Raw genomic sequence first — 15,691 nt, forward strand, 5'->3', positions numbered from 1 at the left:
CGGCCTCTAGAATGTCCGCTTCGCTCTGGAGGTAATGGATGGACGCTCTCGACCTGTTGCTCAACCGTGTTTCGGTCACCCGGCTGTGCGATCCGGCCCCCGATGCCGCGCAGCTCGACCTGCTGTTTCGCGCCGCGCTGCGCGCGCCGGATCATGCCCAGCTGCGGCCGTGGCGTTTCCTGACCATCGCCGGGCCAGGCCGTGACCAGCTGGGCGAGCTGTTCGCCACGGCACTGCAGGCGCGTGACCCGCACTGCGCACAAGAGGCCCTGCACAAGGCACGCAGCATGCCGTTGCGCGCGCCGCTGCTGGTGGTGGTGATTGCGCACCTGCAGGCGCATCCGAAGGTGCCCGAAGGCGAGCAGCTGCTCGCCGCCGGTTGCGCGGCACACGGATTGCTGCTCGCCGCTCACGCGCAGGGCATCGGTGCGGTGTGGCGTACCGGTGATTTCGCCTATGACGCGCAGGTCGCCGCCGGCCTCGGTCTGGCGGCGAACGAACGCGTGCTGGGTTTTCTCTATCTGGGCACGCCGGAAGGGCGGGTGCGCGCGGCGCCGCTGCTCGATCCGGCCGACTTCGTCAGCGCCTGGCCGTCGCGCTGATTAAGCGAGCGGCAGACGCAGGCTGGCGATGAACCCGCCGGCCGGGTGGTTGCCCAGTTGCAGCTGACCGCCGTGGCGCTCCGCCGCGCGACGGGCGATGGCCAGGCCCAGGCCATGCCCGGCGGCAGTCTGCCCCGGCGCGCGGAAGAACGGCTCGCTCAGCTGCGACAGATGCGCGGCATCCACGCCCGGACCGTGGTCGCGCACGCTGAGCGTCAGGCAGTCGCCATCCCGGTGCGCCTGCAGTTCGATGGGCTGGTCGGCCGGGTTGAACCGCAAGGCGTTACGCAGCAGGTTGTCGAGGGCGCGTTCGAGCATGTCCGGCCAACCGCGCAGCGTGCTGCCGGGGTCGATGTGGCTGTCGATGCGCTGATCCGGCGCGACGATGCGCGCGTTGTCCTGCAGTTGCTCGAAGAGCGTCGGCAGGTCGATGGTCTCGGCCGCGCCGGGCTCGGCATCCATCCGGGCCAGTTCCAGCACCTCGCCGATCAGTGCTTCCAGGCGATCGCATTCCTTGGTCAGGCGCGGCCAGAGCGCCTCGCGTTCGGCCGGTGTGGCGCGCTCGGCCAGCGCCAGGGCGATGCGCAGGCGCGCCAGCGGCGAGCGCAGCTCATGGGACACGTCCCGCAGCAGCTGGCGTTGGCTGCCGATCAGCGTCTGCAGGCGCGCGCCCATGCGGTTGAAGTCGCCGGCCAGCACGCCCAGTTCATCGCGTCGCTTGGCCAGACGCGCCAGCGAGTTTTGCTGATAGGTGGTCTGGCCGAGGTCGTGGACGGCGCTGCGCAGGCGATCCAGCGGCCGCGTGATGGACAACGTCAGCAGCAGGCTGAAGCCGCTCAGCACCACCAGCGCGATCGCCAGCGCGCTGAGCGGCCAGAACAGGCTGCCGCGGTGCCAGGCCCGTAGCTCGGGGTGCGGAATACGGTAGATGAACAGGTAGGTATCGCCGCTGGCCGGGCTGGTGTAGTCCTCCGTCAACCGGCGCCAGGGCAGCGAGTGGTCGCGGTCGCGCTGACGCGCTTCGAATGCCGCCGCGCGTGGCGGGAAGGTGCCGCGAATGACTGGCTGGCCGTTCTCGCCCAGCACCTGCACGTCGATATGCGCGCGATGCCGGTGCTGCTCCAGCAGGCGCTGGGCCGCGACCGCACCCTGCTGCTCGTAGACCTGGGTCCAGGTCTCGGCGAGGCCGCTGACGGTCGGATGGCGGCTGAGAATCCAGGCGTCCTGGTTTAGCGCGTGTCCGAGCAGCAGGGCCAGGCCGGCGACTAGCGCAATGGCGAGCCAGAAGGTTGCGAGAATGCGCCAGAACAGTGATCGCACGGCTGTCTCCACGGCGAAGCCCGGCCGGAGCGTGCGCTCGGGCCGGGCGGTTGGTAAGTGCGACGATCAGTTCTGCTGATCGCGCTCGGCTTTCCACTTGAGGAACTCGGCGCGTTCGGCGCGCTTTTCCTCCATCTTCTTCAGGCTTTCGTCGAAGGCCTTCTGCTGCTCGGGCTTGAGCAGGGCGCGCATCTGCTTGTGGACGCCGTCGCGGCTCTTCTGCATTTCGTCCTGCATGGCCTTGCGTTCGGCTTCCGGCAGCTTGTCCAGGTAGCGCTGGGTGACGGCGCGACGCTGTTGCATCTGCTCGCCCATCAGCTTGTGCATTTCGCGTTGCTGTTCGCGGGTCAGGTCCAGTTCCTGAAACATCCGCGGACCTTGTTTGCCACCCATCGGGCACTGGCCGCCGTCCCGCATGGCGCCGGGCATGGCCATGACGGCGGTGGGAATAGCGGTGACGAACAGCAGGGCGATGAGAGATTTGCGCATCTTGGTTACTCCTGTGATGAAAGCCGGTTCGGGGCCACTGCGCCGGGTTTTCCGGGCGGCGGCTGGTCTGTGACCGGATGAGTTCAGTCTAGGGAGGGCAAGGTCAAGCGCGGTCAGCGTCGGGTAAAGGCTCGGTAAAGACGCTCAGCCGGCGTACAGGTAGCCGCGTCCGCGCAGTGCGACGATGCGCGGACTGCCGTCGGCATGCGGGCCGATTTTGCGCCGCAGGTTGCTGACATGCATGTCGAGGCTGCGGTCGTAGAGGGTCAGTTTGCGTCCCAGTGCATGCTGGGCGAGTGCCTGCTTGTCCAGCGGTTCGCCGGGCTGGGCGAGCAGTGCTTCGAGGATGCGGCCTTCGGAGAGCGTCAGGCTGACGTCGTGTCCGCCGATGCTGGCGACACCGCGCGCCGGGCTGTAGCACAGGTCGCCGCGTTCGAGCTGGCTGGGCGTGGCCGGCGGCAGGCTGCGGCGCAGCACGGCACGCAGGCGCGCCGTGAGTTCGCGTGGGTCGCAGGGCTTGGCCAGGTAGTCGTCGGCACCAAGCTCCAGGCCGAGGATGCGATCCAGCGGCTCGCCGCGTCCGGAGAGCATCAGTACCGGCAGACCGGGATGTTCGCTGCGCAGCTGCTTGAGCAGCTCCAGGCCGCTGCCGTCGGGCAGCATCACGTCCAGTACCACGGCGGCCGGCTGGAATTCGGCCAGCGCGGCGCGGGCGCTCTGACCGTCGTGACAGGCGTGGGCGACGAAGCCTTCCTGCGCCAGCCAGCTGATCAGCAGCTCACACAGTTCGTGGTCGTCATCGATCAGCAGCAGTTCGTTCATGAATGATTCAGTTCAGCCATTGACGGCGCCGGCGCCCGCGGGTCACCAGCAGGCCGAGCAAGAAGCTCGCGACGCCGACGCTGCCGCCGACGGCGAACCATTTCTGTTCTTCGCTGAGCAAGGGCAGCGGGGCCTGGCTCTGCGCTTCCTGCAGCTGCAGACGCAGGCGCTGGTTCTCCTGCCGCAGGCGCTGCAGTGCCAGGGTGTCGATTCCCGGTGCATTTTCGGTCGCTGCCGGGGCAGCGTCGTCGCTCATCTGCTCCTCCACATCCGCTGCGGGGGCTTCCTGGGCGTGAACGGTCGGTGCGAGCAGGCTCACGGCCAGCAGCAGGGGAAACAGGAAACGATGCATCTGACTACCTTCTCCTTGGTGCTGGCCACGGTGAATCCGCAGCCAGGCTGATCCTTGTGTTTCGGTCAGGGCAGCACTTTCTTGAACGGCTTGACCAGCACATCGCTGTAGACGCCGGCGGCCTTGTAGGGATCGGCCTCGGCCCATTCCTGCGCGGCCTGCAGCGAGTCGAACTCGGCCACTACCAGGCTGCCAGTGAAGCCGGCCGCGCCCGGATCGTTGCTGTCGATTGCCGGATGCGGTCCGGCGAGTACCAGTCGGCCTGCATCCTTAAGCGCTTCCAGGCGGGCGAGATGGGCCGGGCGGGTGGCAAGACGTTCCTGCAGGGAATTCGGGGCGTCGGTGGCGATGATGGCGTACAGCATGGTTACTCCTTGGACGGTGCGGGAGTCGTCTGCATGTGGCGGACGAGGTAGAAACTCTGGCCGATCATGAACAGCAGGGTCAGGCCCAGGCTGCCGAAGACCTTGAAATCGACCCATATGGCCGGGAAGGTGAATGCGACGAACAGGTTGGCGCCGCCGCAGACGAGAAAGAACGCGACCCAGGCGGCGTTCAGCCGGGCCCATTGCGCGGCGGGTAGCTCGGCCACATGGCCCATCAGGCGCTGAACCAGCGGCTTGTCGCCGAACAGCTGACTGCCGGCGAAAGCCAGCGCGAACAACGCGTTGACCACCGGCGCCTTCCACTTGAGCACGGTTTCGCTGTGAAACGCGAGGGTCAGCCCGCCGAATACCAGGCAGGCGGCGAGGGTGATCAACTGGCTCTTGTCCAGGCGCCGTTGCTTGACCAGGAGCGCGCCATAGACGAGCAACGAGCTGAGGATCAGCACTGCCGTTGCGCTGAAAATGCCGCCGAGGGCGAACTCATGCCCGGCGATTTCGAGGATCCGTGGCTCGATCTTGTAAACCGCGAAGAACAGCAGCAGCGGGATGAAATCGATGAATTGTTTCACGATGCGGGCCGGCAACCTTGAGTGCGCGGCATAATAGCAAACCGGATTGTCGGCGGAACGCATGCGCCGAACGCGCAGCACCAAGCCTTTGCCGGGCGGTCTCAACGACAACGTTGGCCCGCGTGCGCGCCAGACGCCCCTCTGGCGGCGTACACTGAGGCACTGTTCTTTCCGGTGCGCCAGCGCCGCCGGCCACCACGGCCGTCCGGCTTCCCGATCCGTTTCTTGAGTAACGAGCCCTCTGATGATTGTCGACCTGCATTGCCACAGCACCGCTTCCGATGGCGTTCTTGCGCCGTCGCTGGTAGTGGAGCGCGCGCACGGGCGCGGCATCGAGCTGCTGGCACTGACCGACCATGACACGCTCGAAGGGCTCGACGAGGCGCATGCCGCCGCCAGCGCGCTGGGGGTGCGGCTGATCAATGGCATCGAGCTTTCGTGCCTGTGGAACGGGGCTACCATTCATGTGCTGGGCTATGGTTTTTCCCGCACGGCGCCGGCGCTGCTGCACGCCATTGCCGCGCTGCACGATGGCCGCTGGCGGCGTGCCGAGCTGATCGCCGAGCGTCTGGCGGCCAAGGGCATGCCTGGTGCACTGGACGGCGCGCGGGCGATACAGCAGGAGCTGGGCGACAGCGGCAACGCGCCGGCCCGGCCGCATTTCGCCGAATTCCTGGTGCGCGCCGGCCATGTGCGCGATCGCGCGGAGGCGTTCCGCAAGTGGCTGGGGGCGGGCAAGCTGGGCGATGTGAAGCAGCACTGGCCGAGCCTCGAACAGACCGTGACAACGCTGCGTGAAGCCGACGCCTGGATCAGCCTGGCGCATCCCTGGCAGTACGCCTTCACACGCAGCAAGCGCCGCCGACTGGTGACCGATTTCGTCCAGGCGGGCGGCCATGCGCTGGAAGTGGTCAACGGTATGCAACCGCTCGATCAGGTGGGCGGGCTGACGATTCTGGCGCGCGAGTTTGGCCTGAAGGCCAGTGCCGGCAGCGATTTTCACGCGCCGGGCGATTGGTCCGAGCTGGGGCTGTACCGCCCCCTGCCGGAGGATTTGTCGCCGCTATGGAGATGTTTCGATCATGAGTGCCGCAGATCTGCTGCCAGCTGAACAGGGAGTCGCCATGAGTCAGTTTTTCCAGATTCACCCGGATAATCCGCAACCGCGGCTGATCAAGCAGGCCGTGGAGATCATCCGCCAGGGTGGCGTGGTGGTCTATCCGACCGATTCGAGCTATGCCGTGGGCTGCTCGATAGGCAACAAGTCCGGTATCGAACGCATCCGCCGGCTGCGCCAGCTGGACGACAAGCACAACTTCACCCTGGCCTGCCGCGACCTGTCGCAGCTCGGCATGTTTGCCAAGGTCGATACCGCAGCCTTCCGGCTGCTCAAGACGCACCTTCCGGGGCCATACACCATCATTCTTTCGGCCACCCGCGAAGTGCCGCGCATGCTCCTGCATCCCAAGCGTCGCACCATCGGTCTGCGCGTACCGGCACAGCCGATCGCCCAGGCACTGCTGGCGGAGCTGGGCGAGCCGCTGATGAGCGTCAGCCTGATTCTGCCGGGTGACGAGCTGCCGATGAGTGATCCGTACGAGATGCGCGACGCCCTCGAGCATCAGGTGGATCTGATCATCGACGGCGGTTACGGTGGGATCGAAGCCTCCACCGTGGTCAGTCTGGTGGATGACCAGCCGCAGGTGCTGCGGGTCGGTTGCGGCGATCCCGCGCCGTTCATGGTCTGAGCCCGTTGCGTTCTCTCAATCCGACAAGGACAGCCTTTTGAGTTCCATCGATTCGCAGCGGCGCGTGGTATCCGGCATGCGCCCCAGCGGCCGTCTGCATCTGGGCCACTACCACGGCGTGCTGAAGAACTGGACCCGCCTGCAGCACGAATACGAATGCTACTTCTGCATCGTCGACTGGCACGCGTTGACCACCGACTACGAAGCCACCGGCGCGATTGCCCAGCACGTGATGGACATGGCGGTGGACTGGCTGGCTGCCGGCGTCAGCCCGAGTTCGGCGACCCTGTTCATCCAGTCCCATGTGCCCGAGCACGCCGAGCTGCACCTACTGCTGTCGATGATCTGCCCGCTGGGCTGGCTGGAGCGGGTGCCGTCCTACAAGGAGCTGCAACAGCATCTGCAGCACAAGGAACTCGATACCTACGGGTTTCTCGGCTACCCGCTGCTGCAAGCGGCGGACATCCTGCTGTACCGTGCCGGGCTGGTGCCGGTGGGCGCCGACCAGTTGCCGCATATCGAATTCGCCCGCGACGTGGCGCGGCGCTTCAATCACCTGTACGGGCGCGAGGCGGATTTCGAGGACAAGGCCGAGGCGGCCATCCGCAAGCTCGGCAAGAAGACCGCCAAGCTCTACGCCAGCCTGCGCAAGAGCTATCAGGAGCAGGGCGACGTCGAGGCGCTGGGCACCGCGCGCGCCATCATCAAGGAGCAACAGACCATTACCCTCGGCGACCAGGAGCGGCTGTACGGCTACCTCGAGGGTTGCGGCAAGCTGCTGTTGCCAGAGCCGCAGGCGCTGCTGGGCGATGCGCCGAGAATCTCCGGCCTCGACGGCGGCAAGATGGCCAAGTCCAACAGCAACGCAATCTTCCTGCGCGACACGCCCGACGAGATCGCCGAGAAAATTCGTCGCATGCCCACCGACCCGGCGCGTGGACATCGCCAGGACCCGGGCGAGCCGACGCGCTGCCCGGTGTGGCAGATGCACCTGACGCATTCGGACGAGGCGGTCCGCCAGTGGGCCGAGCAGGGTTGCCGCAGTGCCGGCATCGGCTGCCTGGAGTGCAAGGCGCCGCTGATCGACGCCATTCGCGCCGAGCTGGCGCCGCTGCAGGAGCGCGCGCTGGATTACGAGCAGAACCCCGATCTGGTGCGCAGTATCCTTGCCGACGGCGCCGAGCGTGCCCGCGACGAGGCGCGCGAGACGCTGGTCGAGGTCCGCCAGGCAATGGGCCTCGGCTATCGCTGAGCGGCCCGAGGAGACTTCCATGCAACAAGCCGAGACGCCTGACGTCGAATCGAGCCAGCCCGGCGAGCAGCTGCGCCTGGCGCTGGTGTACGGCGAGGCCGTCACCGAGCTGCCGCTGGACCTGTACATTCCGCCGGATGCGCTAGAGGTGTTCCTCGAAGCCTTCGAGGGGCCGCTCGACCTGCTGCTGTACCTGATCCGCAAGCAGAACATCGACATCCTCGACATTCCGGTGGCGGAGATCACTCGCCAGTACATGGGCTACGTCGAGCTGATGAAGAGCGTGCGTCTGGAGCTGGCCGCCGAATATCTGGTGATGGCGGCCATGCTCGCCGAGATCAAGTCGCGCATGCTGTTGCCGCGCTCGGCCGAAGTCGCCGAGGAGGAAGACGATCCGCGCGCCGAGCTGATCCGCCGCCTGCAGGAATACGAACGCTTCAAGGCCGCCGCCGAGGATCTGGATGAACTGCCGCGCGTCGGTCGCGAACTGCATGTGCCGCGCCTGGACGCCCCCGAGGCGCGCGCGCGCAAGCTGCTGCCGGATGTCAGCCTGGAAGAATTACTGGTGTCGATGGCCGAGGTGCTGCGTCGCGCCGACATGTTCGAGAGCCATCAGGTGACGCGCGAGGCGCTGTCGACCCGCGAACGCATGAGCGAGGTGCTGGAACGCCTCAAGGGCGGCGCTTTCGTGCCTTTCGTCGCGCTGTTTCGCGTCGACGAAGGGCGCCTCGGCGTGGTCGTGACCTTCATGGCGGTGCTCGAACTCATCAAGGAATCGCTGGTCGAGCTGGTGCAGAATGAGCCCTTCGCGCCGATCCACGTGCGCAGCCGTACCGAATAGCTCAAGTCAGGAGTCACCCGTGGACCTGTCCGATCCCAAGGACCTCGCTTCGCTGCTCGAAGCCTTTCTGCTCGCCTCGGGCAAGCCGCAGTCGCTGGAACGCCTCGCCGAGCTGTTCGAGGAGGCCGAGCGGCCATCTTCGGCGCAGCTGAAGAAAGCGCTGGAAGTGCTGGAGAAATCCTGCAAGGGCCGCGCCTTCGAGCTGAAGGAGGTTGCCAGCGGCTACCGCCTGCAAGTGCGCGAACGCTTCGCGCCGTGGGTCGGCCGCTTGTGGGAGGAGCGCCCGCAGCGTTACTCGCGCGCACTGCTGGAAACCCTGGCGCTGATCGCCTATCGCCAGCCGATCACCCGTGGCGAGATCGAGGACATTCGCGGTGTGGCGGTCAACAGCCAGATCGTCAAGACGCTGCTGGAGCGCGAGTGGATCCGCGTGGTCGGCCATCGCGACGTCCCAGGCCGACCGGCGATGTTTGCGACCACGCGCCAGTTCCTCGATCACTTCAACCTGAAGAATCTCGACGAGTTGCCGCCGCTGGCGGTGCTGCGCGAGATGGAGCCGGAACTGCGGCCGGTGGTGGATGAGGAAGACGCTGCCGTGCCGGCCGATCTGCAGGCACGGGCCGATCTGGCGGCCGACGAGCCGCAAGACGAGCCGCGCGAGCAGACCAGCTTTCGCAGCCTGCTCGCCGAGCTGGATGGCATGGAGCAGGGCCTCAAGACCGATTTCGACGATCTGCTGGAACCGGCAATCCCCGATGCGGACGACGAGTCCGCGCCGTAACCGCCTGCCGTGCAAGGCGAAACGGTCATTGCGCGGCGGCTGGTTCGCGCACGCGCGGCCGTTGCAATGCTGTCCGGCCTCTCCTTATAGTCCTGCCCGCATCGGATCGCCTCGACGAGCGGGGCGGACCTTCCAGCAGGGTGAGAGCCAGGAACAGACCCTCATGATCGAATTAAGAAGTCTGACGAAACGATTCGCCCAGCACACGGCGGTGGATGCCTTGTCGTTCAGCGTCCAACCGGGCGAGGTGCTGGGCTTTCTCGGCCCGAACGGCGCCGGCAAGTCCACCACCATGAAGATGCTGACCGGCTTCCTCGCGCCGACCTCCGGCAGCGCCAGCATCTTCGGCCACGACATCCAGACGCAGACGCTGCAGGCCCAGCGCCAGATCGGCTATCTGCCCGAAGGCGCGCCCTGTTACGGCGACATGAGCGTGCGCGGCTTCCTCGAATTCATCGCCGAGGTGCGCGGTTTCCGTGGCGCGGCCAAGCGCCAGCGGGTCGAGGCGGCGGTTGCGCAGGTGGAGCTGGAGAAGGTGCTCGGCCAGTCCATCGAGACGCTGTCCAAGGGCTTCAAGCGCCGCGTCGGACTGGCGCAGGCGATCCTCCACGATCCGCGCGTGCTGATTCTCGACGAGCCCACCGACGGTCTCGACCCGAACCAGAAACATCAGGTGCGCGAGCTGATTCAGGGGCTGGCGCACGACAAGATCGTGATCATTTCCACCCACATCCTCGAAGAGGTCAGTGCCGTCTGCACCCGCGCGCTGGTGATCGCCGGCGGCCGACTGGTGGCCGACGGCACGCCGCTGGAGCTGGAAGGGCGCTCGAAATACCACCAGGCGGTGACGCTGGTCGGTGACGGCGCACTGGATGCCGATGCGCTGGCGGCGTTGCCGGGGGTTGCCGGGGTGGAGGTCAATCGCAGCGAGGGCAGCCTGACCGTGCTGGCGCAGCCGGGGCAGGTGATCTTCCCGCAGGTCAATGCGCTGATCAGCCAGCGTGGCTGGGCGGTGAAAGAGCTGGACGTCGAGCGCGGCCGGCTGGATGAGGTGTTCCGTACTCTGACCCGCGGGGAGGCCCAATGAGCCAGTTGCCGGTTATCTTCAAGCGCGAGTTGGCCAGCTATTTCGCCACGCCGCTCGCCTATGTGTTCATCCTGATCTTCCTGGTGCTGTCGGGTGTGTTCACCTTCTACCTGGGCGGTTTCTACGAGCGCGGCCAGGCCGATCTCACGCCGTTTTTCAGCTTCCATACCTGGCTGTACCTGTTCCTGATCCCGGCCGTCGCCATGCGCCTGTGGGCGGAGGAGCGCAAATCCGGCTCCATCGAGCTGCTGATGACCCTGCCGATCACCCGTTTCGAGGCGGTCACCGGCAAGTTCCTCGCCGCCTGGGTGTTCGCCGGCATCGCGTTGCTGCTGACCTTCCCGATGGTCATCACCGTCAACTACCTGGGCGAGCCGGACAACGGCGCGATCCTCGCGGGTTACTTCGGCAGCTGGCTGCTGGCCGGCGCCTTCCTGGCCATCGGCTCGTGCATGTCGGCGCTGGCGAAGAACCAGGTGATCGCCTTCATCCTCGCGGTCGCGGTGTGTTTCCTGTTCATCGTCAGCGGCCTGCCGATGGTGCTCGATGCCTTCGCCTGGGCACCGCAGTGGCTGGTCGATGCGGTCGCCTCGCTGAGTTTCCTGGTGCGCTTCGACTCCATCAGCAAGGGTGTGATCGACCTGCGCGACCTGCTGTATTTCGTCACGCTGATCGTCGCCTGGCTGGCTGCCACCGCCGTGGTCGTCGATCTGAAGAAAGCCGCCTGAGGAACCGCCATGAAACGAGTCATCTATTCCGGTGCCGGGCTGCTGCTGATCGCGCTGGCATTCCTGGTGTTCAACGGGCTGTCCGGCGTGCTGTTCACCAATGCGCGGCTGGACCTGACCGAGCAGAAGCTCTACACCATCTCCGAGGGCACCGAGCGCATTCTCGACAGCCTGCAGGAGCCGATCGAGCTGCACTTCTTCTATTCCGACGAAACCGCCAAGGAGCTGGTGCAGCTGCGCAACTACGCGCGGCGCGTCGAGGAAATGCTGCGTGCCTACGAGCGCGCCTCGGGCGGCAAGCTGAAGCTGCAGGTGATCGATCCGCAGCCGTTCTCCGAGGACGAGGATCGCGCCGCCGAGTTCGGCCTGCAGGCGGTGCCGCTGAACCAGGGTGGCGACAAGGTTTACTTCGGCCTTGCCGGGCGTAACGCCGAGGGCATGACGCAGGTCATCCCGTTCTTCCCGCTGGACCAGGAGGAGTTCCTCGAATACGAGATCAGCCGTCTGGTGCAGAGCCTGGCGAAGGCCGAGCTGCCGGTGGTCGGCGTGCTTTCCGACCTGCAGATCAACGGTGGCTTCGACATGCGCACCCAGCAGGCGACGCCGCCGTGGATGGTGCTGGAGGAAGTGCGCCAGCTGTTCCATATCGAGAGCCTCAAGCGCGACATCGACATGATTCCGGCAAACGTCTCGGTGCTGCTGCTGATCCATCCCAAGCAGCTGCCGGAGCAGACGCTGTACGCCATCGATCAGTTCGTGCTGCGCGGCGGCAAGCTGCTGGCATTCGTCGATCCGTTCAGCGAAGCCGATCCGGGCATGAGCTTCGGCCCGGGCGAGTCCGCCGAGGATCGCGCCTCCGATCTGGAACCGCTGCTCAAGGCCTGGGGCGCGCGGCTGCTGCCAGGGCAGGTGATTGCCGATGCCTCCTATGCGATGTCCGTGGGCATGGGCGCCGAGCGCCGGCCGGTGCGCCATCCGGGCTGGCTGAGCCTGCCACACGCGGCGGTCGACGCGCAGGATGTCACCACCGCCTCGCTGGAAAACCTGACGCTGGCCAGCGCCGGTATCCTCGAACCGCTGGAGGGCGCCGGGACGACCTTCACGCCGCTGCTGCACAGCTCGACCTACGCTATGCCGGTGGAGGCGCAGCGCTTCGTCACGCTGGACAACCCGGAAACCCTGTTGCGCGGCCTGGACCCGAGCGGTCAGCGTTACACGCTCGGCGCGCGCATCCAGGGGCCGGCGAAGACGGCATTCCCCAACGGCATCGAGGGGCGCAAGGACGGCCTTGCCGACAGCGAGCGCATCAACGTGATCGTGATCGCCGATACCGATCTGCTCAGCGATCGCATGTGGGTGCAGGTGCAGGACTTCTTCGGCCAGCGCGTGCCGCAGCCGTGGGCCGATAACGGCGCCTTCGTGATCAATGCGCTGGACAACCTGTCGGGCACCGATGCGCTGATCAGCGTGCGTTCGCGCGGTCGCTTCACGCGGCCGTTCGTGGTGGTCGAGGAGCTGCAGCGTCAGGCGGAGAACCGCTTCCGCGAGCAGGAGGAGGTGCTCCAGCAACGGCTGGCCGCCACCGAGCAGAAACTGGCCGAGCTGCAGAGCAGCGATCCGGAGCAGGCGCTGGAACTGACTGCCGAGCAGGAAAGCGCGCTGCAGCAGTTCCTGCAGGAAAAGCTGCGTATTCGCAAGGAGCTGCGCGAGGTGCGCTACCAGCTCAACGCCGATATCGAGGCGCTGGGGCGGACGCTCAAGTTCGCCAATATCGTGCTGGTGCCGCTGCTGCTGACACTGGCGGCGCTGGCCCTGTGGCTCTGGCGCCGGCGTCGGGCCTGAGCCGGGCGGCTTGGCTACCGCCCGATATCGGGAGGAAAGGGGGGGCTGACAGCCACGGGCGTTGTTTTATACTCCGGCGACGGTGGCTGCCGGCCTAAGTAGCCTCTAAGGCCGCAGCACCGATAAGCCCCTCGTCAGAGGAATAACAAAAAGCGAGTTGGAGTGTGGGTAATGGCTGAACGCGAGACCGGAACCGTCAAGTGGTTCAACGATGCAAAAGGCTATGGATTCATTCAGCGGGGTAACGGTGCCGACGTGTTCGTGCATTACCGCGCGATTCGTGGCGACGGCCACCGCTCGCTGGCCGAGGGTCAGCAGGTGGAATTCTCTGTGATCCAGGGCCAGAAGGGCCTGCAGGCCGAGGACGTTGCCGGCGTCTGAGCTTCGCTCGCGCAGACACAAAGCCCGTCTAGATGACGGGCTTTGTGTTTTTCAGGGGTATCGGCGCCAGCCGCGGATCAGCCCGTGCGCCAGACGATTTCTTCTTCGCCGTCGGTACTGACGCGAATCCAGCGGTCAGCTTCTTCGATGGCTTCCTCTTCCTGCCAGCTACCCGGCGCACAGCGAATTTCCACGCCGAGCGCCTGATACGCCGCGCGCGCGCAGGCGAGGTCGTCTTCCCACGGCGTGGCATCGCTTTCCAGCAACAGGCAGTGCCACTTGCCGACCGCCTTGGGCAGCCAGGTCACCGGAATGCCGGCGGCGCTGCACTTGAAGGTCTGGCCTTTCTGCTGCCAGGGCGTGCAGGTGCCGATGGCCTGCTCCAGCCACGCGCCGACAGCCTCCTGGCTGGCGTCCCTGAGGTAGATCTCGATGTCCGGTTGACGCATGTCGGTGGCCTTGTATGGGTCGCTTGTTGGGTCGTAGCTCAGTCGCGCTGGATCAGGTCGTAGCGTATCGCAACCCGCACGCTCAGCGTTGTATCGATCACCGCGGCGCGGCGCTCGGCGCTGGCGCGCCAGCCGTGCGGCGTCATCGCCAGCAGGTCGGCACGCGCCTGTGCATCGCTCAGCTGCAGCTCGTAGCTGAGCGTTTCGCTATGCGCCAGGTGCATGCCGTCCGGGATCAGCGACAGGTGCTTCTCGTCATCGTAGTCGCGCACTTCGTCATACAGCCGTGCGCGCAGTTCCCACAGGTGCTCGCGCGTCGGTCCCATGCGCAGCAGGCAGCCGCCTGGGGCGAGCAGGCGCCGGGCTTCGTTCCAGTCGAGCGGGCTGAATACGCTGGCGGCAAGATCGCAGCTGGCGTCGGCCAGCGGCACGCGGGCCATGCTCGCCACCAGCCACTCGAGCTGCGGCGCCCGCTTGCAGCCGCGCTTGATCGCTTCGCGGGAAATATCCAGTGCATAGCCTTCGGCCTGCGGCAGCGCCGCGGCGAGCTGGGCGGTGTAGTAGCCCTCGCCGCAGCCGATGTCCAGCCAGCGCTGGGGTGCGCGTTCGGCCGCGAGTTCGGCCAGACGCCGGGCCAGCGGCGCATAGTGGCCGCCGTCGAGGAAGCGTCGGCGCGCCTCGACCATCGCCTGGTTGTCGCCCGGATCGCGGCTGTTCTTGTGTTGCACCGGCAGCAGGTTCAGATAACCCTGGCGCGCACGGTCGAAACGGTGATTGGCCGGACAGGCGACGCCATTGTCGACCGCACTCAGCGGCGCCTGGCAGATCGGGCAGATCAGCATGCGAGCAGGTTCACCAGGGTCTGGTAGTAGATTTCGGTCAGCAGATCGAGGTCGCTGGCGAGGATGTGCTCGTCGACCTGATGAATCGTCGCATTGACCGGTCCCAGCTCGACGACCTGGGTGCCGAGGGTGGCGATGAAACGGCCGTCCGAGGTGCCGCCGCTGGTGGACGGCGCGGTCTCGCGGCCGGTGACGCTGCGGATCGCCTTGGCCACGCCGTCGAGCAGCGCGCCCGGCTCGGTGAGGAAGGGCAGGCCCGATAGCGCCCAGTCGACGCTCCAGTCCAGGCCGTGCTTGTCGAGAATGGCGGCGGTGCGCTGCTGCAGCTGCTCGACGGTGGATTCGGTGGAGAAGCGGAAGTTGAACACTGCTTCCAGCGTGCCGGGGATGACATTGGTCGCGCCGGTGCCGGCGTTGAGGTTGGAAATCTGGAAGCTGGTCGGTGGGAAGAACGCGTTACCGTCGTCCCAGTGCTCGGCAGCCAGTTCGGCCAGTGCCGGCGCGGCCAGGTGGATCGGGTTCTTCGCCAGGTGCGGATAGGCGACATGGCCCTGCTGGCCGCGTACGGTCAGCGTGCCGCCGAGCGAGCCGCGGCGACCGTTCTTCACCACATCGCCGACCAGCGCGGTGCTCGATGGCTCGCCGACGATGCACCAGTCCAGCCGCTGGCCGCGCTCGCGCAGGCGCTCGACAACCGCCTTGGTGCCGTGGTGCGCTGGGCCTTCCTCGTCGCTGGTGATGAGGAAAGCGATCTGTCCCTGGTGCTGCGGATAGTCAGCAGTGAAACGCTCCACCGCGACGATCATCGCTGCCAGGCTGCCTTTCATGTCCGCCGCGCCGCGCCCGTGGAGCATGCCCGCGTCGTCGATGCGCGCGCTGAACGGCGGATTCTGCCAGGCCTGCAGCGGGCCGGTCGGCACCACGTCGGTGTGGCCAGCGAAGCACAGCACCGGGCCTTCGTTGCCGCGGATCGCCCAGAAATTCTCCACGTCCTCGATGTGCATCGGCTCGATGGCGAAGCCGCAGGCCGCCAGGCGCTGGCTCATCAGCTGCTGGCAGCCTTCGTCCAGTGGTGTGACGGACGGACGGTTGATCAGCTCGCAGGCGAGTTCGAGCGTCGGGGAGAGGGCGGGGGCGGTCATCACGGCTCCGGTACGGCGGGGAAAGGGCGCCATATTAAAGCAAAGCCGTGGCGGCGGT

At 66.5% G+C, this 15,691-nt stretch carries 19 protein-coding genes; 10 read left to right on the forward strand and 9 right to left on the reverse strand.

The genetic code is table 11. From position 1 onward, the window contains the following. The first annotated feature begins 38 nt into the window (after nucleotides 1–38). Complete coding sequence (locus AC0ZJQ_RS07320; RefSeq protein WP_167137792.1) at nucleotides 39–602, forward strand: nitroreductase family protein; 564 nt, start codon at nucleotides 39–41, stop codon at nucleotides 600–602. Here the strand turns inward: AC0ZJQ_RS07320 and AC0ZJQ_RS07325 are convergent, their stop codons facing one another. The 6 genes from AC0ZJQ_RS07325 to ispZ form a co-directional block, all read right to left on the reverse strand. Next, a complete protein-coding gene (locus AC0ZJQ_RS07325; protein WP_167137789.1) occupies nucleotides 603–1,922 on the reverse strand; it encodes a sensor histidine kinase in 1,320 nt (439 codons plus the stop codon). A gap of 66 nt (nucleotides 1,923–1,988) precedes the next feature. Beyond that, complete coding sequence (locus AC0ZJQ_RS07330; RefSeq protein WP_167137786.1) at nucleotides 1,989–2,411, reverse strand: Spy/CpxP family protein refolding chaperone; 423 nt, start codon at nucleotides 2,409–2,411, stop codon at nucleotides 1,989–1,991. 144 nt (nucleotides 2,412–2,555) lie between these two features. Further along, nucleotides 2,556–3,233, reverse strand: a complete 678-nt coding sequence (locus tag AC0ZJQ_RS07335; RefSeq protein WP_008570107.1) for a response regulator transcription factor — start codon at nucleotides 3,231–3,233, stop codon at nucleotides 2,556–2,558. 7 nt (nucleotides 3,234–3,240) lie between these two features. Then, nucleotides 3,241–3,585, reverse strand: a complete 345-nt coding sequence (locus AC0ZJQ_RS07340; protein WP_476477600.1) for a hypothetical protein — start codon at nucleotides 3,583–3,585, stop codon at nucleotides 3,241–3,243. Between the two features lie 65 nt (nucleotides 3,586–3,650). Beyond that, a complete protein-coding gene (locus AC0ZJQ_RS07345) occupies nucleotides 3,651–3,950 on the reverse strand; it encodes a YciI family protein (RefSeq protein WP_003289447.1) in 300 nt (99 codons plus the stop codon). Between the two features lie 2 nt (nucleotides 3,951–3,952). Continuing rightward, complete coding sequence (gene ispZ, locus AC0ZJQ_RS07350; RefSeq protein WP_008570105.1) at nucleotides 3,953–4,540, reverse strand: septation protein IspZ; 588 nt, start codon at nucleotides 4,538–4,540, stop codon at nucleotides 3,953–3,955. A gap of 244 nt (nucleotides 4,541–4,784) precedes the next feature. Here ispZ and AC0ZJQ_RS07355 point away from each other — a divergent pair, with 244 nt between their 5' ends. The 9 genes from AC0ZJQ_RS07355 to AC0ZJQ_RS07395 all read left to right on the forward strand — a co-directional run bounded on the left by AC0ZJQ_RS07355 (nucleotide 4,785) and on the right by AC0ZJQ_RS07395 (nucleotide 13,200). Beyond that, entirely contained in the window at nucleotides 4,785–5,651 is an 867-nt protein-coding gene (locus tag AC0ZJQ_RS07355; RefSeq protein ID WP_008570104.1) for a PHP domain-containing protein, read from the forward strand. Nucleotides 5,652–5,664: 13 nt separating this feature from the next. Next, nucleotides 5,665–6,288, forward strand: a complete 624-nt coding sequence (locus AC0ZJQ_RS07360; protein ID WP_008570102.1) for an L-threonylcarbamoyladenylate synthase — start codon at nucleotides 5,665–5,667, stop codon at nucleotides 6,286–6,288. Nucleotides 6,289–6,364: 76 nt separating this feature from the next. After that, nucleotides 6,365–7,540, forward strand: coding sequence for a tryptophan--tRNA ligase (locus AC0ZJQ_RS07365; protein WP_051018688.1), 1,176 nt, complete (start codon nucleotides 6,365–6,367; stop codon nucleotides 7,538–7,540). 19 nt (nucleotides 7,541–7,559) lie between these two features. Continuing rightward, nucleotides 7,560–8,381, forward strand: a complete 822-nt coding sequence (locus AC0ZJQ_RS07370; protein WP_008570100.1) for a segregation and condensation protein A — start codon at nucleotides 7,560–7,562, stop codon at nucleotides 8,379–8,381. 19 nt (nucleotides 8,382–8,400) lie between these two features. Further along, entirely contained in the window at nucleotides 8,401–9,162 is a 762-nt protein-coding gene (gene scpB / locus AC0ZJQ_RS07375; RefSeq protein WP_043296684.1) for an SMC-Scp complex subunit ScpB, read from the forward strand. A gap of 163 nt (nucleotides 9,163–9,325) precedes the next feature. Further along, complete coding sequence (locus AC0ZJQ_RS07380) at nucleotides 9,326–10,249, forward strand: ABC transporter ATP-binding protein (RefSeq protein ID WP_008570098.1); 924 nt, start codon at nucleotides 9,326–9,328, stop codon at nucleotides 10,247–10,249. Then, nucleotides 10,246–10,977, forward strand: a complete 732-nt coding sequence (locus tag AC0ZJQ_RS07385; RefSeq protein WP_043296683.1) for an ABC transporter permease subunit — start codon at nucleotides 10,246–10,248, stop codon at nucleotides 10,975–10,977. Before AC0ZJQ_RS07380 ends, AC0ZJQ_RS07385 begins: the two co-directional genes overlap by 4 nt. A 9-nt stretch (nucleotides 10,978–10,986) precedes the next feature. Then, nucleotides 10,987–12,819, forward strand: a complete 1,833-nt coding sequence (locus AC0ZJQ_RS07390; protein ID WP_476477601.1) for a GldG family protein — start codon at nucleotides 10,987–10,989, stop codon at nucleotides 12,817–12,819. 171 nt (nucleotides 12,820–12,990) lie between these two features. After that, nucleotides 12,991–13,200, forward strand: a complete 210-nt coding sequence (locus AC0ZJQ_RS07395) for a cold-shock protein (RefSeq protein WP_008570095.1) — start codon at nucleotides 12,991–12,993, stop codon at nucleotides 13,198–13,200. A gap of 77 nt (nucleotides 13,201–13,277) precedes the next feature. Here the strand turns inward: AC0ZJQ_RS07395 and AC0ZJQ_RS07400 are convergent, their stop codons facing one another. The 3 genes from AC0ZJQ_RS07400 to dapE are packed head-to-tail and all read right to left on the reverse strand — an operon-like array spanning nucleotide 13,278 to nucleotide 15,633. Then, nucleotides 13,278–13,649: a hypothetical protein gene (locus tag AC0ZJQ_RS07400; protein WP_476477602.1), complete on the reverse strand. Its 372-nt coding sequence runs from the start codon at nucleotides 13,647–13,649 to the stop codon at nucleotides 13,278–13,280. 38 nt (nucleotides 13,650–13,687) lie between these two features. After that, nucleotides 13,688–14,491, reverse strand: coding sequence for a putative RNA methyltransferase (locus AC0ZJQ_RS07405; protein ID WP_476477603.1), 804 nt, complete (start codon nucleotides 14,489–14,491; stop codon nucleotides 13,688–13,690). Then, a complete protein-coding gene (gene dapE, locus AC0ZJQ_RS07410) occupies nucleotides 14,485–15,633 on the reverse strand; it encodes a succinyl-diaminopimelate desuccinylase (RefSeq protein ID WP_314020262.1) in 1,149 nt (382 codons plus the stop codon). The genes AC0ZJQ_RS07405 and dapE overlap by 7 nt, the downstream gene beginning before the upstream one ends. Between the last annotated feature and the right edge of the window lie 58 nt (nucleotides 15,634–15,691).

It is taken from the genome of Stutzerimonas sp. 21-1 (assembly GCF_056336065.1).